16 protein-coding genes are annotated in these 18,419 nt (G+C 59.1%); 6 read left to right on the top strand and 10 right to left on the bottom strand.

Annotated features, from left to right (window positions below):
* Window positions 1-128: 128 nt before the first annotated feature.
* Genes DX909_RS14530 through DX909_RS14510 form a run of 5 tightly spaced genes read right to left on the bottom strand, consistent with a single transcriptional unit; the run spans window position 129 to window position 5,961 of the window.
* The gene (locus tag DX909_RS14530; RefSeq protein WP_128545907.1) at window positions 129-1,283 is read right to left on the bottom strand and encodes an ABC transporter permease; all 1,155 of its coding nucleotides are present in this window, start codon (window positions 1,281-1,283) and stop codon (window positions 129-131) included.
* A 20-nt stretch (window positions 1,284-1,303) separates the two neighbouring features.
* Entirely contained in the window at window positions 1,304-2,551 is a 1,248-nt protein-coding gene (locus DX909_RS14525) for an ABC transporter permease (RefSeq protein ID WP_128545906.1), read from the bottom strand.
* 39 nt (window positions 2,552-2,590) lie between these two features.
* Window positions 2,591-3,253: an ABC transporter ATP-binding protein gene (locus tag DX909_RS14520; protein ID WP_128545905.1), complete on the bottom strand. Its 663-nt coding sequence runs from the start codon at window positions 3,251-3,253 to the stop codon at window positions 2,591-2,593.
* A gap of 1 nt (window position 3,254) precedes the next feature.
* Window positions 3,255-4,697: a TolC family protein gene (locus DX909_RS14515; RefSeq protein ID WP_128545904.1), complete on the bottom strand. Its 1,443-nt coding sequence runs from the start codon at window positions 4,695-4,697 to the stop codon at window positions 3,255-3,257.
* A 13-nt stretch (window positions 4,698-4,710) separates the two neighbouring features.
* The gene (locus DX909_RS14510; RefSeq protein WP_128545903.1) at window positions 4,711-5,961 is read right to left on the bottom strand and encodes an efflux RND transporter periplasmic adaptor subunit; all 1,251 of its coding nucleotides are present in this window, start codon (window positions 5,959-5,961) and stop codon (window positions 4,711-4,713) included.
* 208 nt (window positions 5,962-6,169) lie between these two features.
* Between DX909_RS14510 and DX909_RS14505 the strand changes: the two genes are divergently transcribed.
* Window positions 6,170-7,624 carry a Rossmann-fold NAD(P)-binding domain-containing protein gene (locus DX909_RS14505; RefSeq protein ID WP_128545902.1) on the top strand — a complete coding sequence of 485 codons (1,455 nt, stop codon included), beginning with the start codon at window positions 6,170-6,172 and terminating at the stop codon, window positions 7,622-7,624.
* 10 nt (window positions 7,625-7,634) lie between these two features.
* On the opposite strand, the gene DX909_RS14500 is transcribed toward DX909_RS14505, so the two are convergent.
* The 3 genes from DX909_RS14500 to DX909_RS14490 form a co-directional block, all read right to left on the bottom strand.
* Complete coding sequence (locus tag DX909_RS14500; protein WP_128545901.1) at window positions 7,635-9,647, bottom strand: S9 family peptidase; 2,013 nt, start codon at window positions 9,645-9,647, stop codon at window positions 7,635-7,637.
* A 94-nt stretch (window positions 9,648-9,741) separates the two neighbouring features.
* Entirely contained in the window at window positions 9,742-11,253 is a 1,512-nt protein-coding gene (locus DX909_RS14495) for a catalase (protein ID WP_128545900.1), read from the bottom strand.
* A 197-nt stretch (window positions 11,254-11,450) separates the two neighbouring features.
* Complete coding sequence (locus tag DX909_RS14490; RefSeq protein WP_128545899.1) at window positions 11,451-12,092, bottom strand: cysteine hydrolase family protein; 642 nt, start codon at window positions 12,090-12,092, stop codon at window positions 11,451-11,453.
* 180 nt (window positions 12,093-12,272) lie between these two features.
* On the opposite strand from DX909_RS14490, the gene DX909_RS14485 reads away from it, so the two are divergent.
* The gene (locus DX909_RS14485) at window positions 12,273-13,466 is read left to right on the top strand and encodes an FAD-dependent oxidoreductase (protein WP_128545898.1); all 1,194 of its coding nucleotides are present in this window, start codon (window positions 12,273-12,275) and stop codon (window positions 13,464-13,466) included.
* A gap of 12 nt (window positions 13,467-13,478) precedes the next feature.
* Here the strand turns inward: DX909_RS14485 and DX909_RS14480 are convergent, their stop codons facing one another.
* A complete protein-coding gene (locus DX909_RS14480) occupies window positions 13,479-14,399 on the bottom strand; it encodes an aspartate carbamoyltransferase catalytic subunit (protein WP_128545897.1) in 921 nt (306 codons plus the stop codon).
* Window positions 14,400-14,575: 176 nt separating this feature from the next.
* Here DX909_RS14480 and DX909_RS14475 point away from each other — a divergent pair, with 176 nt between their 5' ends.
* The 4 genes from DX909_RS14475 to DX909_RS14460 all read left to right on the top strand — a co-directional run bounded on the left by DX909_RS14475 (window position 14,576) and on the right by DX909_RS14460 (window position 16,704).
* Window positions 14,576-15,034: a DUF3592 domain-containing protein gene (locus DX909_RS14475; RefSeq protein WP_128545896.1), complete on the top strand. Its 459-nt coding sequence runs from the start codon at window positions 14,576-14,578 to the stop codon at window positions 15,032-15,034.
* 54 nt (window positions 15,035-15,088) lie between these two features.
* Window positions 15,089-16,045 (top strand): hypothetical protein, encoded by a 957-nt coding sequence (locus DX909_RS14470; protein ID WP_128545895.1) that lies wholly within the window; start codon window positions 15,089-15,091, stop codon window positions 16,043-16,045.
* A gap of 61 nt (window positions 16,046-16,106) precedes the next feature.
* Entirely contained in the window at window positions 16,107-16,334 is a 228-nt protein-coding gene (locus tag DX909_RS14465; protein ID WP_128545894.1) for a hypothetical protein, read from the top strand.
* On the top strand, window positions 16,321-16,704 hold the full coding sequence (locus tag DX909_RS14460) for a type II toxin-antitoxin system VapC family toxin (RefSeq protein ID WP_128545893.1): 384 nt from the start codon (window positions 16,321-16,323) through the stop codon (window positions 16,702-16,704). Before DX909_RS14465 ends, DX909_RS14460 begins: the two co-directional genes overlap by 14 nt.
* 7 nt (window positions 16,705-16,711) lie before the next feature.
* On the opposite strand, the gene DX909_RS14455 is transcribed toward DX909_RS14460, so the two are convergent.
* Complete coding sequence (locus DX909_RS14455; protein WP_128545892.1) at window positions 16,712-18,259, bottom strand: alpha-amylase family glycosyl hydrolase; 1,548 nt, start codon at window positions 18,257-18,259, stop codon at window positions 16,712-16,714.
* Window positions 18,260-18,419 lie beyond the last annotated feature (160 nt).

The raw sequence follows: 18,419 nt of genomic DNA, 5'->3' as shown, positions 1-18,419 counted from the left end.
GCCGGAGGAGAAATAAATAACGAATATCGACTATTGAACGCGAAATAACGAATACTGAAATCGCGCTGGTCCGGCGTTGCGGAGCCACTTCGCTATTCAATATTCGCTATTCATGATTAATTAATCAATTATTCTTCATGTAATGCCACGGCCGGCTGAATCAGGGCGGCCTGGCGGCTGGGGAACAGGGCGCAGGCGGTGACCAGGCCGTAGATCACCACCGTTGAAAGGGCGATGGCCGTCAGATAGATGCCTGCTTCCACATCGAAGACGTTCATGAGCGGAAACTGTAAGGCAAACAGAAACCCGATCAGCAGGCCGAAGGTGGCCAGCACCCAGATTTCACCGATGAACTGCGACGAGATGCCGCTGCCGGTGGCGCCGAGCGCCCGGCGCAACCCGATCTCACCCCGTCGCCGGGCGATGCTCAGGTTCAGGACGCCGAACAGGCCGAGGGCCACGTTGATCAGCAGGAAGCTGGACACGATGCCGAAGATGATGACCGGCACGAGCGTGAGGTTGTGCCGGTTTTTGCGGGAATCGGTCAGGTAGTTGACTTCCACGCTCCAGTCATCTACCATTGTGGTGACGGCTTTCACCATTTTGGCTTCGAAGGCCGCATCGGTTCCCGGTTTCACCCGAATCAGCAGGGTCGAATGCCAGGCACTTTTCGCGTCCATTAGCTCGAACACGGCCGGGTTGTCGGACATGTATTCACCCTTCGACTTGAAGGTGTTGACCACGCCGAATACCTTATACCGGTCGCTGAGAACCCTGCCCAGCGGATTTTCGTCCCCGAACAGCTCGTCCTTCGCCTTCCGGTTGAGGACGATCGGCGTGTATTTCCCGACACTGTCGGCATTGCGGAACCAGCGGCCGGCGACGACCGGGATGTTCAGCGTTTTGGCGAAGTTCTCGTCGGTGGTGAAAAAGTCGGCGAGCGTCTTGCGTTTCCCGTAGTCGATCCGGTTGTTCGACGTATTGGCCGAGAAGGGAAAGTTGCCGCTCATGCGCGTGGCCGCTTCAACTTCCGGGAACGCTTCCACACGGTCGAGAATCCGTTGTATTTTTTCGGCGACCTGCGTCGTGTCCTGGTTGTTGTTCAGGAGAACGGCCCAGGCGTTTTCGTATTCGAAGCCGAGGGGCTGGTTGTAGTTCCGGACGTTGATGACGATCAGCGACGTCAGCCCGAACAGCACCATGAACGCAGCCCAGATTTCGACCAGCAGGAGGGCGTGGGCTTTTTTCTTGTTCCAGATCAGTTTTAAAAGATGACGAATCATATGCGCAGGATGGTTTGGGGTCAGGATTTGAGAGCTTCGGCAATGTTCAGTTTCGACATCCGGAAAGCCGGCACGACGCCCGACAGCAGTCCGAACACCAGGCAGACCAGAATGCTGACGGCAAAGACGGTCAGGTTGATGGTCAGGTCGGCGTAGGCGATCCAGCCGCTGGTGTTGATGAAGTGGATGATGATCAGCGTAAACAGCAGGGCGATAGCCCCTCCGATGAACGTAATGAAGATGTTCTCGACGATGAACTGCCACAGCAGCGTTTTCACCGGCGCGCCGAAGGCCTTCCGGATGCCGATCTCCGACGCCCGCTCCATGATCCGGCTGACGTTGACGTTCACGAGGTTGATGGCGGGAAGGCCCATCAGCATAAGCATGATAAAGGCGATGATGCCGAAGAAGATGGTTTTCAGACCCTTATTTCCGTCCAGGATGGTCCCGACGAATCCTTCCAGATACGGTTCGCTTTTTACTTCAAGCACTGAGAACTTGAACCCGTTCTCAACGGTCGGAAGCGGAATACGGTCGATCTTCGACTGAAACTCCTCCTGAATCTGCGGGAAATCGGAGCGGTCTTTCGCCAGGACCACGGCCACATATCCACCCCGCATGCCGCCGTTCTGGTAGTTGCTCTTGGGGGCGGTATACGGGAAATAGACGTCGGCGTAGCTGTAGATTCGCGTCACCGGACTGCCCCGAACGACGCCGATGACCCGGTAATGGATGTTTTCGATTTCGATGTCTTTCCCCACGACGGGTTCGGTTTCGGACCCGAAATACTGCCGCTCCAGGTCGTCGGTGATCACGGCCACATGGTCGCTGTTGGCGATATTCTGTTCGTTGTAGGGCTTGCCTTCCAGAAACTCGAACTCCATCACCCGCCAGAAATCGGCGTCGGTGTATTTGGTGCTGAGCTTGATTTTCTGCGAGCCGACGTAGGCGTTCGAGCTGTTCAGGAAGGTCAGGATCGTTACCCGCTCGGCGGTTTTGAGCGATTTGGCGTAATCCGTCAGAAATTTGAAGCTCATCGGCCCCTTATTCTGAAAGGTTCGGCTCGAATCGGTCTGCGTCAGGAACTGGATGTACAGGGAGCGGTCGCGCCGGGTTTCGGGGTAATGGGTCCCGAACAGGTGGTCGAGAAACGAGGTCAGCACCATCAGCACCGTCAGGGTCAGACTGATGCCGAAAAGGGTGATGAAGGTGTAGAACGGATGCCGCAGCAGCACCTTCCAGGCGATTTTAATATAGTTCGTCAGCATTTGTCATTCAACAATTCAATCATTCAACAACTCAATCATTTACAACACTTGCGTGCCGTCGAAAAGCCGCACGAGCCGGTGTGTGCGTTTGGCCATGGCCTCGTCGTGCGTGACCATCACGATGGTGGTGCCGTCGTTGTTCAGCGTCTGGAGGATGTTCATGATCTCATTGCCCATGCCGCTGTCGAGGTTGCCGGTCGGTTCGTCGGCCAGGATGATTTCGGGGTTGCCCACGATGGCCCGGGCGATGGCGACGCGCTGCTTCTGCCCGCCCGATAGTTGCTTGGGGAAGTGCTTCACCCGGTTGCTCAGACCCACTTTTTCGAGGGCATCCTTCGCGTACGACTGCCGGGGCTTGCCGTTGGCCGAGCGATACAGCAGCGGAATTTCCACGTTATCGAGAACGGTCAGGTCGTTGATGAGGTGAAAGCTCTGGAAGATGAAACCGATCTTCCGGTTGCGGATGCGGGCCAGTTCCTTGTCGCGGTATTGGCCGATGCGCTCGCCGTCCAGCTCGACGGTGCCTTTCGACGGCTCGTCGAGCAGCCCCATGATGTTGAGAAGGGTACTTTTTCCGCAGCCCGACGGCCCCATGATGGACACGAACTCGCCCTTGCGGATGTTGAGGTTGATGTTGTTCAGCGCCAGCGTCTCGATGCTGCTGGTGCGGTACACTTTTTCGATGTTCTGGAGGGTAATCATGTCAGTATGTTATTTTTTCGTTGCGTTCAAAATCATACAGGGTCAGCAGCCGGATGCTATAAAACGACTGCCAGTAGTCGCGTAGAGCCAGGATGGCGTCGCGTCGGGCGCGGTCTTTCTCCTGGGTGGCGATGCCGAGGTCCGTCACGCTCAGGTCGCTCAGGATGAAGCGGTTCTGGGCGATGCGATACCGTTCCTGCGCAATGCGGTCGGCTTCGGCGGTGAGCTTCACCTGCTGGGAGAGCATTTTCAGCAGCGTCACCTGGGTATAGATGGCCTGCTCGAAAGTCAGTTTATCCTGCTCGACCGACTGTCTGGCAAACTGCTGGTTGGCCCGGGCGGTTTCGGTGCGGGCCTGGGCGCGGCCCCAGGTCATGATCGGCAGTACGAACTGGATTTCGACGTATTCCCGGTCCTGCGGACGCACGTACACGTCGCCGAAATGAGCGCCCCGGTTGGAAAGACCGAAAGCCGCGTTGAGGGTGGCATTCAGGCCGTTATCCTTCCGGGCCTTGTCGACGTCGCGCTGGGCTTCGAGTAGCCGCCGGCGGAAGGCGATGGCGTCGGAGCGGTTGGAAAGCGCTTCGCTCAGGGCTTTCTTTACGTCCACCTCCAGATCGAGGGTTCGTTCCGGCACCGCCAGCTCCGGCAGCCGTTCCTGACGCAGGCCCATGTAGGAGCGCAGGCTCAGCGACGCCACCTCGGCATTCTGCCGCGCCGACGCGTAATCCTTCTGCGCCGTCAGCACGCTCAGTTGCAGCTGCAACAGGTCATTCTGCGAGATTTTCCCGAGTTCCAGCTTGTGCCGGGCAATCCTGAACAGGGTATCGTTGTTGCTCAGGTTTTTCTCGGCGATCTGGAGATTCACCTGGGCGACGAGCAGGTCGAAATAATAACCCGTGGCGTCGAGAGCCACCTTCTCCATGCCTTCGATGAACTGCTGGTTGCCTTCCTCGTATTTCAGCGGCTCGATCTTCCGGTCCCACCGCATCGGGTTGAACTGGAACAGCGGCTGCGTCAGGCCCACGGCAAACGGAATGCCGTTATAAAGCGTATTGCTGCGCTGAAAATCATCGAACCGCTGGAGCTGCTTCTGCACGAAGATCGACCCGCCCGTCAGGGTGATGTTCTGGCTCAGTGAGAGGTTCACCAGCGAGTTGTTGTTGGAAACCCGCTGGAAGATGAGCGTGCCGTCGGGCTGCGTCACCGGCGTGTAGGAGCGGGTGAAGTTGGGCAGGGAGCCGTCGAGGCTCAGCTGCGGCCGGAAACCCGCCACAAAAGAGCGGTATTTCCAGTAGTTGGTCTGCTTCAGCGTGGCCGCCTGTTTGGAGGCAATCGACTGCTGCTTCGCCATTGCCACCACGTCTTCCAGCGTCAGCACCGGCGGCTGAGCCGAAACCGTCAGACCGATCAGCAGGAAACCGATTGTAAAGATTGCTTTCATCCGACCGTTTCCGTTAATCCGTGATGGTTATTTCTTCGAGGTGTTCGTATTGGCTGAGGTCGGTGATGATGACCTTCTCGCCGGGCTGAATACCGTTCCGGATTTCCACAAAGTCGAAGTTCGACAGGCCGACCTCCACCTCCCGGCGCCGGGCGACGCCCCCTTTGTCCAGCACGTAGACGAACTGCTTCTTCTTGCCCTTGAAAGCCGGCCCGTTGGCGACCCGCACGGCCCGCGCCGTGCGGCTGGTAACGACGAACACCTCTACCTTCATGGCGGGCCGCAGCGAAGCGTGCCGGTTGTTGTCGAGCTGGACCACGAACCGCATCGTGCCATTCTGCACCGACGGTTTTACCTGCGTGATCAGCCCGCGCAGGCTGGTTTCGTTCACCTTCACGATCACCGGCAGGCCGGTTTTAACCTGGTCGGCGTAGATGTCAGAGCAGGAGCCCTCGATCCGGAAACTGCCCAGATCGGCCAGCCGGACCAGCATTTCGCCTTCGTTGACGGCCGAGCCGATGTTTTCGTTCACCCAGGTCAGCACGCCCGCCCGGTCGGCGACGATATCGGCCTGCCGCAGTTTGTGTTCCAGTTCCCGCAGGTTCTTTTCTTCGATCTGGGCCTGGAGGGTCGTTTCCTTCAGGCTCGCGCCCATCGACTGCCGGTTGTAGGTCAGGTCGTTTTCGAGTTTTTTCTTCTCCAGTTCGGCGATCCGCAGCTTGTCTTCGGCCTGGGTGACGTCTTCCAGCGTGCGCCCGCCCACTTTCTGAAGCCGTTTCGTGTCTTCAATTTCAGCCTTCAGTCGGCTGATGTTGAGGGATTTGATCTGGTCGTCGGCTTCGGCATCGAAGAGGTTTTTGTTCAGCTTCATGCGCAGCTGGTCGATGCCGTTGCGTTTGAGGGCGAGCTGGTCTTTCAGCTTTTCATACTCGATCTCCGACAGAGATTTGTCGAGGTCGAGGATGGCCTGTCCGGGTTTGACCTGGGTGCCCGGGGGGAGCAGGACCCGGCGGATGCTGGCCCGGATGGGGCTGGTAATGATCTGTTCGTAGGCCGGGATCACCTCGCCGGTGGCGTTGAAGCTGTTTTCGACCGGGCCGGTTTCCGCCACGGCCGTCCGGATGCGGGCGGCCTCGACGGAGGTCTTCAGCACGTTCCGGAAAAACAGCAGCACGACGACCACGGCCGCCAGGATCAGGGCGACGACGACATACGTGCGGTTGCGGTTTCGGGTGACCAGCTCGGGGGCGAGTTCTCTGTCCATTTGTTGTTTACTTTTGACATCCATAAGCCAAAAGGCATGCCAGAGGATATAGCGCTGGTAATTAATGAGTTAACTGAGAAAGGTGCTTGAAAAAGTGTGCGATTTCGCACAGCCTGTGCGAAAGGGAACGGCGGGATCGTGCGGTTTTGACGGGCTTGCAAAAGTGAATCGAATTACCGAATTTTCATTGATCCGAATTTCCTGAACCATGAACCGTCCGCTTGTCTTCGCAAACCGTCTGTTACAGGCCGGTCTTCTGTTTGTCCTGCTCTCGGCCTGCCGACCGGATCGGGAAAAGGCCGATCCGGTGCCGGACGAAAAGCCGCAGATTCTGGAGATGCACATCGACGGCATCCCGGACGACCGCATCCGCATCGACCGGACGCTGAATGAGATTACGGTAGATTTACCGGATCGCTTCGGAGCTGCGCTCCTGCGGCCGTCCTTCCGCCTGACGGCCAATGCCCGGCTTATGTCCAGAGTCGGGGCAGGCTACGAAGCCGGTTTTGATGCCATCGACCTGAACGCCACGGCCGAAAACCGGTATTTTATCGGCGCAGCCCCGTCCGGTCAGGCAGAGAGTGTTCCGGCCGGTACCGTCACCGAATACCGGCTTACCCTGCGCTCCACCGGCCGCCTGGCGATCCGGCTGGTGCCCGAACCCGGTTTCGACACCTGGAAAATCGGCGACCCGGACGGGTTTCTGCTTTCGGCCGAAAATATCTATGATGGAGTGCCGGACATGAAGCTGGTGCTGACGCCGAAGGACGTGCCGGGGGCGGAGCCGCAGGTGATCGAAAGCAGCGCCGTAGCGCAGTACATCACGGACGCCGGTATCCGCCATACCCAATATCCGGTGCTGCTGCGGGTCCGGGTTCCGGAGGCCCTCGCCCTCCGGCCCGGAAGGTATGCCCTCGAACTTCAGAAAGCCGGCGGACGGTCGGCGGTATCTCCCGACCTGCTGCAAGTAAGGAAGGGCACTGTTCGTCTGGGCACCGAGCCGTATTCTCTACTCCCGGCGCGCTCGGTGGCGGGGGAAGAGGTAGGTTTAAGTGGGATCAATCTGTTTGAAAACGCCGGTACGGAAATCGAACTGAAGCACTTCGACGGCACAACCCTCCGGCGACGGCCGACCCGCTTTTCGCCCGACGGGCGGCAACTGACCTTTAGGCCGGGAGCCGGCATCCCGCCGGGGCATTACGTCATTCGGGTGCTTGAAAACGGCCTTCCGGCCTCTACCTGCTACCGACTGGCCGTTACCCGGACAGCCGACCAGCCGTATGTGATCGGTTTCGGGAACGTCAACGATCGGACCTTTGCGGCCTCCGACGGTTTCTGCGACCCGAACAACCCGATGTTTATCGTCCGCAATGCCGCCGACGGGGGCGTCTTTCAGCTAACACTGCACACGAAACCCATCCGGACGCGCGACATCCGCACGATCCTGAAGCTCCTGCCGGTGGGTCGGAGCGGGCCGGAAATCGAGATGACGTTCGCCGTGTCGGTCTATACCGACGCGGTTCTGTCCGACTACACCGCCCAGGTCCGTTTCCCGGAAACGATACCGCCGGGGCTCTATCGTTTCCGGGTTGCGGTTACGGACGCCGGGACCGGACAAACCCTCGAAACCGAACGATTCGAACGGGTGATCGATATCCGGTAGGCCGCCGGTTTTACTTCTTCTCCGCCAGCTGCACGGTTTTGACGTCGACGGTAATTTCTTTCAGCCGTTTGGCTACGTTTTCGGGCATGGATTCCTGGAAACGGCCGCCGAGGTGCTTCGCCAGGAATTTCTCCGCGGCCGCGAGCATCGCCATGTTGTTGACGGGCCGGGCGAATCCGTGGCCTTCGTCGGGGGCGAGCAGGTACTCGACCGGGAAGCCGCGTTCCCGCAGGGCAATCACGATCTGGTCGGACTCGGCCTTGTTGACGCGCGGGTCGTTGGCCCCCTGCACCACCATCAGCGGAGACTTGATCTTATCGGCCGAGTTCAGGGGCGACTGCCGCATCAGCTGGGCCTTGCCTTCGGGCGTGTTGGGGTCGCCCATGCGTTCGTAGAACGTTTTGCGGACCGATTCCCAGTAGGGCGGAATGGCGTTCAGCAGGGTGATGATGTTGGACGGAGGCACGATGGCGACCCCGGCCGCATACAGGTCGGGCGTGAAGGCCAGACCGGCCAGCGTGGCGTAGCCGCCGTAGGAGCCGCCCATGATGCCGATGCGTTTGGGGTCCGCGATGCCCTGCTGAATCAGGTACTTGACGCCCCAGGTGATGTCGTCCTGCATTTTTTCGCCCCACTGCTTGTTGCCGGCGTTCAGGAATTTTTTGCCGAAACCGGTCGAGGACCGGAAGTTCATCGACAGGACGGCATAACCCCGGTTGGCCAGAAACTGGTGGAGGGAATTGTAGCCCCAGTTGTCGCGGCCCCACGGACCGCCGTGCGGTACGATCACCGTCGGCAGGTTTTTGTGTTCGAGGCCCTTCGGCAGGGTCAGGTAGCCCGGGATGTCCAGACCGTCCGACGACTTATACCGCACCGGCGTCATCATGGCCAGATCGTTGATCGGCAGCTTCGGGCGGGGGCGGTATTGAAAGGTTAGCTCCTTGGTTTTGCGGTCGAACAGAAAGGTGGCGCCGGGGTCGGTGTCGCTCGTGGCCGAGAGCAGCCAGAACCGCTCGTCGGCCGTGGAGGAGCCGAAGTAAATATCGACGCCGGGCAGTTCTTTCCGGATTTCCTCGAAGTCTTTTTCATACGTCTTGTCTTTCCAGTACCGGCGCAGACGGTCGTCGACGTAGGTCGTAAAAATCGGTTCTTTCGTCAATTCAGAGAGGGCGATGCCGTCGAAATCCACCCGGCGCATCGGATCGCTCTCCACCAGTCGCTCCTTCATCGACACCGGGTCCATCAGCATCAGCTGCGTCAGGTCCAGGTCGCCCTTATTGGTGACGAGATAAAACCGCTGGTTGTCTTTGTGGAAGCCGACCGGATAGCTGGATTCGAAAATATTGGTCGAATAGATTTTCGTCATGCCGGTATCGTCGACCCGCAGGATTTCCGAGCTGCCGTCGGGGGCGTTGCGCGTCGCCAGCCGGAGCTTGTCGTTCCAGTCGAACACCCAGCCGGTGATGCGGTCGTCGTTCTGGCGGACGAGCGTTTTCTCGCCGGTGGTCAGGTTCAGTCTGTAGAGATCGTGCCAGGCTTTGTCGCGGTTGTTCAGGCCGATGTACAGCGCGTTGGGGTCGGTTTTCGGGACGTTGTAGATCACCGCCCGGACGCCCTGCGCATCGGTCAGGTTGCGGGCCGCCGGCACGTCCTGCCCGGTTTTGAGCGGCTCGGCGGGGTTGACGGCGTAAATATTGAAGTTCTCGTTTCCGCCCTTGTCCTGCACATACAGCACGTACTTCCCGTCGCGCGACCAGAAATAGTTGCCGATCGGGCGGGTCGTATCGGAGGTGACCGGTTTGGCGGCCGTAAACGGTTCTTCGCGTTTCTTGACCCAGACGTTGCGCGTGCCCTTATACGGTTTGATGAAAGACATATAGACCCCGTCGGGCGAGAGTCTGGCGCCGGTAATTTCCGGGTCGCCGAAAATCAGCTGGCGGTCGATGAGGGCCGGCATCTGGGCGGTGGCCGCCGATGCCAGTGCCAACCACACGGCAACGCAAAGGAAGGGTAATTTTTTCATGGACTCACAAAGTGAAATGTTGACGAAGTAAGTTAAAAAAAAGCACGGACAAATCTGTCCGCGCTTTCGGGTGACTACTATGGATTAGGGTGAATTACGCACCAACCCGGTTCGTGGTGAGCGACGGCATGAAGTCCGCTACGTCGACGCCGAGGCCCTGGGCGATGGAAAGCCCCAGCTGCACGTCGGCGCGGAAGAAGTGGCAGAGCTGCCGGTTGATGATGTCCGACTTCTTCGGCCCTTCGATGCCCTTCATGCTGCCCACGATGTTCTGGACGAGGTGCAGCCGGTCGACGTCGTTCATCACCTTGCGGTAGAGCCAGCCCGGCTGGGTGTAGTGGTCGTCTTCGCCCGGCGCATTGCGGTCGAACCAGTCGGCCAGCGTCGATTCGAGCGTCTGGGCCGGCTCCCGGTACGACGGGTCGGCCCGGATGCTGTCGAACGAGTTGGGCCAGTAGTTGGGCGAGCTGCCGCCGTTTCCGTCGACCCGCATGGCGCCGTCACGCTGATAGTTGTTGACCGCGAACGGGCAGCGGTTGACCGGAATCTGCTCGTAATTGGCCCCCAGGCGGTAGCGGTGGGCATCCGGGTAGGAAAGCAGCCGTCCCTGGAGCATCTTGTCGGGCGAGTAGCCGATGCCGTCGACGATGTGGGCCGGGGCAAAAGCCGACTGCTCCACCTCGGCGAAGTAGTTGGCCGGCACCTCATTCAGTTCCAGCGTTCCGACGTCGATGAGCGGGTAGTCGGCGTGCGGCCAGATTTTGGTCAGGTCGAACGGGTTGAAGGCGAAGCTGCGGGCCTGCTCCTCGGTCATGACCTGGATCTTCATGCTCCAGCGCGGGAATTCGCCCCGGTCGATGGCTTCGACCAGGTCGCGCTGGGCATGGTCCGGGTCTTTGCCCTTCATCTCGGTGGCTTCTTCGCTGCTGAAGTTTTTGATGCCCTGGAGGGTCTTGAAGTGGAATTTGACGTACACCCGGTGGTTACCGGCATTGATGAGGCTGAACGTGTGGCTGCCGTAGCCGTTCAGGTGGCGGTAGCTGTAGGGCGTTCCGCGGTCGCTCATCAGAATCAGCACCTGGTGGAGCGATTCGGGGTTCAGCGACCAGTAATCCCACATCATCGTCGGCGACTTGCAGTTGGTGCGCGGGTCGCGTTTCTGGGTATGGATGAAGTCGCCGAACTTCTTGGGGTCTTTCACGAAAAAGACCGGTGTGTTGTTGCCCACGAGGTCCCAGTTGCCGTCTTCGGTATAGAACTTGACCGCAAAGCCGCGCGGATCGCGCTCGGTATCGGCCGAGCCTTTCTCCCCGCCGACGGTGGAGAAGCGCAGCAGCACCCGGCACTGGTTCCCGACCTGGCTGAACAGCTTTGCCCGCGTGTACCTGGTGATGTCGTGGGTGACGGTGAAGGTACCGAAAGCGCCTGACCCCTTGGCGTGAACGACGCGTTCCGGAATCCGCTCCCGGTTAAAGTGCGCCATTTTCTCGTGCAGAATGTAGTCCTGCAGCAACAGCGGACCGCGCGGTCCGGCCGACTGGGTGTTTTCGTTCTCGAAGTAGGGACGTCCGGAGGCAGTGGTTAACTTTTTGCTTTCGTCGCTCATGAGTGGGAGTAGTTAGATGGAGCGCTAAAAGTAAATGGTTGCCGGTAATTGAAAAAATCAATTGTTTTTATGGATTATAGACGGAGTCTATGAAACCACCCCCCGGCCCCCTCCTTACCAAGGAGGGGGTGGCTTCGCGGTACGTGGAAGTGGCGGAGCACTCCCCCTCCTTACCAAGGAGGGGGTCGGGGGGTGGTTCAGGCGGTATACCCCCGCGTCTCTACCTCCGAAACCGTTTCGCCGGTGAGTTCTTCCAGGAACTGCGTGTGGGTCATAGGTTTGGAGAACATGGGGTAGTTTTTCTCACAGGCGAATTTCTGCTCCTCCTCGCTCAGTGTGGCCGTGCAGTCGGTGAGGGTAACCACTTCGAAACCTTTTTCGTAGCCCGACCGCATGGTCGACTCGACGCAGCAGTTGGTCAGGAAGCCGCCGAGGGCGATGGTGTCGATGCCTTTGCTGCGCAGGATGAAGTCAAGGTTGGTGCTGGCGAAGGCGTCGAGGCCGCGCTTGCCTTCCAGAACGATGTCGCCCGGCTGCGGTTTCAGTTCGTCGATGATCTCGACACCCCAGGTGCCTTTCCGGAACGACTTACTGTCGACGACGCCTTTCAGAATCCCGTAGGGGTGCGCCGTGATCTCATAATAACCGTCGTGAAAGCTGATGGGCGAGTGGATTACGGTGGCTCCCATCTCGCGGGCCTTCTGCACCAGCTCCTTCGTGTTTTCCAGCATGTTCGTGGATTCCATGACGCCCTTGACGGCGTCGTGCAGGGTGCCTCCGGGGGAGGTGAAGTCATTCTGGTACTCGATCAGGACCAGGGCGGTTTTCGTGGGATTCATGGTTTTGGATATGGTTTGAAGTGAGGGGCTAAAGCTAAAAAAAATCGGCAGGTAACGGCAAAAGGTCGTCGATTAATCCGCCGAAATCGTCGGCCCGTCGGCTAAAAACCGGCGTTGGCGAACAAGGGCGTGACTGCTCTCCGGTGCACGTCTACTTTTGATGCTTCCAAACGACGATCCATGAAGACCTCTCCCCGCAAAGCGCTCATCATCGGCAGCGGCATTGCCGGCCCGGCGCTGGCCCTGTTTCTGCAAAAAGCCGGTATCGAATCCGAAATCTACGAAGCCCGGCCCGGTCCGGAGGACGAAGCCGGTGCCTTTCTGAATCTGGCCCCCAACGGCATGAACGTGCTGAAATCCCTGGGAATCGGTCAGCCGGTGGAAACCGGGGGCTTTCCCGTCAAAGGCATGATGTTCTTCAACGGAGAGGGCCGTCGGCTGGGCGTGGTCGAAAACGAGGGGGAAGCGGACCGGTTCGGCAGCCGCAGCGTGGTCATCAAACGGGGGCAGCTGCAGAAAGTGCTGCGGGAGGAAGTGCTCCGCCGGAATATTCCGGTGCATTACGGCAAAAAACTTACCGACATCCGGCCCACGGGCTTTCAGGGCGTGACGGCCCATTTCGCCGACGGCACCACCGCCGAAGGAGACATGCTGATCGGCTGCGACGGTATTCACTCCCGCACGCGCCGGCTTACCTTTCCGGCCGCCCCCGAGCCGTCTTATACCGGGCTGGTGGATTGTGGCGGTTTCGTGCGCTGCCATCCGGCCCTGTGGTCGTCGGGGTACATGCACATGACGTTCGGAAAGAAGGCATTTTTCGGCTATCTGGCCAAACCGGACGGAGAAGTATACTGGTTCAGCAACGTGGCGGTGTCTGACGAACCGGCGGAGGAGGAACGCAGAGCGGTTCCGGACGGGCCATGGAAAGACCTGCTTCTGGAACGGCACGGCGAGGACCCGGAGCCGATTCCGGCCATTCTGCGGGCCATGTCGTCCGGGATCGGGCGGTGGCCAATTTACGACCTGCCTTCCCTGCCCCGATGGCATAAGGGGCCGGTTTGCCTGATCGGGGATGCGGCTCATGCCACCTCGCCCCATGCCGGGCAGGGAGCCTCGCTGGCGCTGGAGGATGCCGCCGTGCTGGCCCGATGCCTGCGGGAGGTACCGGATTTCGAGGGGGCGTTTGCACTGTTTCAGAGCCGTCGCCGGGAGCGGGTCGAAAAGCTGGTGCAGCAGGCCCGTCGGATCGGCAGCCGCAAGGCCGTCACGCATCCCATAGCCCTCTGGTTCCGGGACCTGATCCTGCCGTTTTTCCTGAAGCGGAGCGCAAAGTCGGCCGCCTGGGTGTATGCCTATAAAGCGGATGCGATGTAACGGTCGGGTCGGTCAGAGCTGGGCCAGCAGGTACAGCACCGCCATCCGGACGGCCACGCCGTTTTCGACCTGATCGAGAATGATGGAATGGTGGGAGTCGGCGGCATCCGACGTCAGTTCGACGCCCCGGTTGATGGGGCCGGGGTGCATCAGTACGATGGGCCGGTCCAGCTCGTCGAGCATTTTTTTGTTGATGCCGAAATAAAGCGAATATTCCCGCAGTGAAGGGAAGTATTTGATCTGCTGCCGTTCGAGCTGAATCCGGAGCACGTTGGCTACGTCGCACCAGCTGAGGGCCTCCCGCACGTCGTGCGAAACCTTGACGCCCAGCTGACCGATGTATTTGGGAATCAGCGTCGTGGGGCCGCACACCATCACCTCGGCCCCCTGTTTCTGAAGGCAGAAGATATTGGAAAGCGCCACCCGGGAGTGCAGAATGTCGCCGATGATGGCGATGCGTTTGCCGGCCACGTCGCCCAGTTTGTCTTGGATGGAAAACGAGTCGAGCAGGGCTTGGGTGGGGTGTTCGTGCGTGCCGTCGCCCGCGTTGACCACGTTGGCTTTGATCCGTCCCGACAGGTAGTGCGGAGTGCCGGGGCTGCTGTGGCGCATGACGATCATGTCCACCTTCATCGCCAGAATGTTATTGACCGTATCGAGCAGCGTTTCCCCCTTTTTCACCGAGCTGCCCGAGGCCGAAAAGTTGACCACATCGGCCGAAAGCCGCTTCTCCGCCAGTTCGAACGACAGCCGCGTGCGGGTCGAATTCTCAAAAAAAACGTTGGCAATCGTAATGTCCCGCAGCGAGGGTACTTTCTTGATGGGTCGGTTGATGACGTCTTTAAACTCGCGGGCCGTATCCAGAATCAGTTGGATGTCGTTTTCGGTCAGGTTTTTAATGCCCAGCAGGTGTCGGACGCTGAGTTGTTGCATGGCGGAGCGCAGGGAAAAGTTTGGCAAAGATAGCGTCTGAGGGACGGTTTCAAAATCCCGGTCCGTCCGGTTTCGGGCCGGTTTTTTCGGAATAGCGGTTCATGACCTGTTAACCTTTTTAGAAACAGGCAGATAGAAGGGAGCCGATTCGGTACCAACTTTAACTATCTCCGACCATGTTTCCGCTCCTGTCCTCCGCAGGCCGGTCTGCTTCCGGCCGCTTTTCCTGCTTCCTGCTCCTTCTGATGGGGGCCTGTACGCTGTTTTTAACGGAAGAGGCCCTGCGGGAAACCCTCGGCCACCGGAGGGTCCGGCGGCAAGGACAAACGCTGGAAGTAACGGTTACCGGCCTCAGCCGGAAGCCGGCCGGGCGCGGCTCCTTCCGGAACCGGACGCAGACGTATCGGTATCAGGCCCGTTTTCTGTACAAGAACCGCCCCCAAACGGTCCGGATCACGGAAGACGACTTCCGGCGGCTGAAACCCGCGGACCGGGTGAAGGTCCTCTACGATCCGGCGGAGGAAGCGTTTCTGCCGACCGACGCCCGCCCGGAACCCCGGCTGATGCTCCTGCCGGTCGCCGGCTGGCTGCTGTTGTTCGGCCTGCTGCGTCTTGGATTTTGCCGGTATTGCTGATTTCTTCGGTAACTTCCTTATTTTTAGCCGGGTTACCGTCCGACGACAGCATTCATGTTTGGCCGAATCCTTCATTTCCTTGGCAAACTCTACCAGATCGTCTTTGCGCTGGTCATGATCGCCGTCTCGGCGGGCGCGGCCTGGCTGATCTGGTATTTTTATGAGGACGAAAAGCTCCAGAACCGCTTCATCCGGGAAGGAAAGATGGTTCAGGTGAAGGTGTCGGAAACCACCTACGAACAGCACGACTGGCGGGACCGCATCGGCAACAGCCATTACATCCACTTCCCGTATCAGGGCAAAACCTATACGACCCGGTATGTGTTCGATACCGCCTGGGTGAGCGTCGGCGACCGGGTCCGGCTGCTTTACCACCCGCAGCTGGATCAGTTTCGCCAGATTCACGTCGAACGGCCCCCCAGCCGGGTGGTTTCACCGCTCATCGAATGGAGCACGACGAAGGGGCTGAGTCTGGAACACAAACTGCTGGGCGGAGTCATCCTGGCCGTTTGTTTCATCTTTTTTTTCGCGGGCAGCCTGCTGGTGCTGCTGACCGGCTGGACCTTCATCACGATCCTGGCCCGGGGCCTGCTGGTACTGGTGCTGGGGGCGCTGGCCGTGTTCTTCACCTACGACACCATTCAGTATTACAACTACTGGAACCGGCTGCGTGACAACGGCCGCCCGATGACCGTTACGGTGGAAGGCACCGACCGGCACAGCCTGAGCCGCCGGTCCCGCACCCGTTCCAGTTCCTTCCGCCAGTACCGCTACGAGGCTTCCTTCCGGTATCGGAACCAGACCCGGATCATCCCCATCGGGGAGCAGGATTACGACCGGCTGAAGCCCAAAGACCGCCTTGAGGTTCTGTATGACCCGGCACTGGACGATTTCATGCCCGTGGGGTATGCCGGCGACCGCTTCAAGGTGCTGCTGCCCCTGTTCTTCCTGGCCCTGTTCCTGATCTTCGGCTGGAACCTGGTTTTCAAGAAAGAAGCGAAGGGGAGGTGAGCCCCTGGAGCTTATTGTTTGTTATCCGTCAAATGACTTATTTGCGCCAAACGATTGGGATATGCAGACTTTTTCTGTGCAGATATTGAATCCGAAAGCAGTCCGGCTGTTAAAGGATCTGGCTGATTTAAAGCTGATTGCATTGACGGAACAAAAGGAGGGAAAAAGCCGGGCCGGTAAGCTAGAGCATTTGTTGCTGAATGGCCCCACCTGGACGGCCTCCGACTACGACCAGTACCTTCAGAATCGGGCTGAGTTAGACCAAACCGGCGAGCATGATCCTGATTGATACCAGCATTCTGATTGATTATTTCAGGAAATCGGAAAAAACGAAAACCGCGTTCTTCAGGTTGATAAAGCGGTATCCGGACATTGCCGTTTCCGCGCTGACCAAGTACGAAATTATCGTTGGGAGTTCATCACTTCAGGATGAGTTTTGGGCCAGTTTGTTCGAATCGGTTGTCTTGTTGCCTTTTGGCGACGAAGTCGCCGTGACGACCGCAAAAATTAAACGAGACTTGGTACGGAAAAATCAACAGATCGGTTTTGCCGATATGGCCATTGCGGCAACTGCTCTAGTGTATGATATGCAGCTTGCCACTTTAAATGTAAAGCATTTCTCAAGAGTAGAGGGACTGGTAGTGGTTGACCTCGAGTAGCTCTCTATTATTTATCCTCCAGCACCACGCACCCGTAGGCGGGCAGCCGCAGTTTGCCGCCTTTGATCAGCCGGGCTTTTCCCTGCGTATCCAGAACGATCTTTTTGCCCTCGGCTTCGGCCGCCGGGTACAGCAGCACGTCCATGCCGCGTTTGGTCAGGTTGTGGAGCACCAGCACGGAACGGTCGCCGGACCGGCGGTGGAACGCGATCACGCCCTTCTGGCGGATCTCACTGCCCTCCAGCCGGCTTCGGTTGTCGTTCAGGACGGGGTGGCCGTTGCGGAAGTGGATCAGCCGGCGGTAATGGTGGAACAGGGAGTGCGGGTCGGCCTGCTGCCGGGCCAGCGGAACCACCGTACTGTCGGTCGAGAATTTGGGCCTGCGCCAGCGGCTGCGCCCGGTATCGCGGCCTTTTTCGTCCCAGAGAAACGGCTCCCGAATGTTTTCGTCCGGTTTCATGCCCAGCATGCCGATCTCCTCGCCGTAATACAGATACGGGTTGCCGGGGAGCGTCAGCAGGAGGTTGGCCGCCACTTTGAGATGGTCGGCGTTGCCCTTCAGCACGCTGCCGATGCGGTTCTGGTCGTGATTGGTGAGCATGATGGCGTCGAGGAAATTCGGGTTCACCTGCTCGAAGACGGAGCGATTGTGCAGTAGCATCCGCACGATCTCGACCGAATCGCGTTCCTTCGGGATCAGTTCCTGGAGGGCCAGGCTCAGGTCGAAATTGAAGTTTGCCTTTAGCCCGCGGAAGTAGGGGGCGATGCGCTCGGCGCTCGTCCAGACCTCGCCCACCGTGTAGGCTCCCGGTTTGACGGCTTCCATCTCGCGGCCGAATTCTTCCCAGAACTGATGGTTCTTCGGCTCCTCCCAGTCGGGGTAGATATGGCGGGCGGCATCGAGCCGAAACCCGTCCACGCCGATCTCTTTCAGCCAGTAGGCCCCGGCTTTATAAATTTCCTTCCGGACGGCCGGGTGGTCGTAGTTCAGGTCCGGCATTCCGCTCCAGAACAGCGCGTAATAGCGTTCAGGGAAAGGCGCGCCCGGCACCGCGTGCCAGGGGCTGCGTTCCTGCGAATCGGCCGTGATCTCCCGGGTGGCGATGTTGAGGGAGTCAATCTGTTGGCGGGTCATCCAGACATACCAGTCGTGGTAGGGGTTCTCGCGGCTTTTGCAGGCTTCCTGAAACCAGGGGTGCCGGCTGCTGGTATGGTTGATCACAAAGTCCATGATCACCCGGATCCCGCGCCGGTGGGCTTCATCCACCAGCCGTTTGAAATCATCGAGGGTGCCGTATTCCGGATCGATCCCGTAATAGTCGGTTACGTCGTATTTATGGTAACTCGGCGACGGGTTGACGGGCATGAGCCAGAGGGCCGAAACGCCCAGGTCCTGAAGGTAGTCGAGCCGGGAGGTGACGCCGTTCAGGTCGCCGATGCCGTCGCCGTTGGAATCGCAGAACGCGCGGACGAAAATCTCGTAATGAACGCCGGTACTGCCGGGAGAAGGGGAGGAGGTACGGGAAGCCGTCCGGGCCGGAGCGGGATGAATCATAAGCCAAAAGAATGCAAAACTGAGCAGTAAACCTCCGGGCCGGTGCATAGGTTTGGTTCGCGCGTAAAACAAGGGCATAGCGGGAAAGACCCGCTATGCCCGTTTCTCATAGGATTAGCACTGAATGAAAGCGTTTGTTGATGGGAGTGTCGTCCGGCCT

Source organism: Larkinella soli, assembly GCF_003703975.1.
Classification (GTDB): Bacteria; Bacteroidota; Bacteroidia; order Cytophagales; family Spirosomataceae; genus Larkinella; species Larkinella soli.
This window is presented reverse-complemented; position numbering and strand designations above follow the sequence as displayed.

Bases quoted from the DNA above. Each gene is read 5' to 3' on its own strand.
- DX909_RS14530 (WP_128545907.1), bottom strand. From the start codon at position 1,283: ATGATTCGTCATCTTTTAAAACTGATCTGGAACAAGAAAAAAGCCCAC.
- DX909_RS14525 (WP_128545906.1), bottom strand. From the start codon at position 2,551: ATGCTGACGAACTATATTAAAATCGCCTGGAAGGTGCTGCTGCGGCAT.
- DX909_RS14520 (WP_128545905.1), bottom strand. From the start codon at position 3,253: ATGATTACCCTCCAGAACATCGAAAAAGTGTACCGCACCAGCAGCATC.
- DX909_RS14515 (WP_128545904.1), bottom strand. From the start codon at position 4,697: ATGAAAGCAATCTTTACAATCGGTTTCCTGCTGATCGGTCTGACGGTT.
- DX909_RS14510 (WP_128545903.1), bottom strand. From the start codon at position 5,961: ATGGACAGAGAACTCGCCCCCGAGCTGGTCACCCGAAACCGCAACCGC.
- DX909_RS14505 (WP_128545902.1), top strand. From the start codon at position 6,170: ATGAACCGTCCGCTTGTCTTCGCAAACCGTCTGTTACAGGCCGGTCTT.
- DX909_RS14500 (WP_128545901.1), bottom strand. From the start codon at position 9,647: ATGAAAAAATTACCCTTCCTTTGCGTTGCCGTGTGGTTGGCACTGGCA.
- DX909_RS14495 (WP_128545900.1), bottom strand. From the start codon at position 11,253: ATGAGCGACGAAAGCAAAAAGTTAACCACTGCCTCCGGACGTCCCTAC.
- DX909_RS14490 (WP_128545899.1), bottom strand. From the start codon at position 12,092: ATGAATCCCACGAAAACCGCCCTGGTCCTGATCGAGTACCAGAATGAC.
- DX909_RS14485 (WP_128545898.1), top strand. From the start codon at position 12,273: ATGAAGACCTCTCCCCGCAAAGCGCTCATCATCGGCAGCGGCATTGCC.
- DX909_RS14480 (WP_128545897.1), bottom strand. From the start codon at position 14,399: ATGCAACAACTCAGCGTCCGACACCTGCTGGGCATTAAAAACCTGACC.
- DX909_RS14475 (WP_128545896.1), top strand. From the start codon at position 14,576: ATGTTTCCGCTCCTGTCCTCCGCAGGCCGGTCTGCTTCCGGCCGCTTT.
- DX909_RS14470 (WP_128545895.1), top strand. From the start codon at position 15,089: ATGTTTGGCCGAATCCTTCATTTCCTTGGCAAACTCTACCAGATCGTC.
- DX909_RS14465 (WP_128545894.1), top strand. From the start codon at position 16,107: ATGCAGACTTTTTCTGTGCAGATATTGAATCCGAAAGCAGTCCGGCTG.
- DX909_RS14460 (WP_128545893.1), top strand. From the start codon at position 16,321: ATGATCCTGATTGATACCAGCATTCTGATTGATTATTTCAGGAAATCG.
- DX909_RS14455 (WP_128545892.1), bottom strand. From the start codon at position 18,259: ATGATTCATCCCGCTCCGGCCCGGACGGCTTCCCGTACCTCCTCCCCT.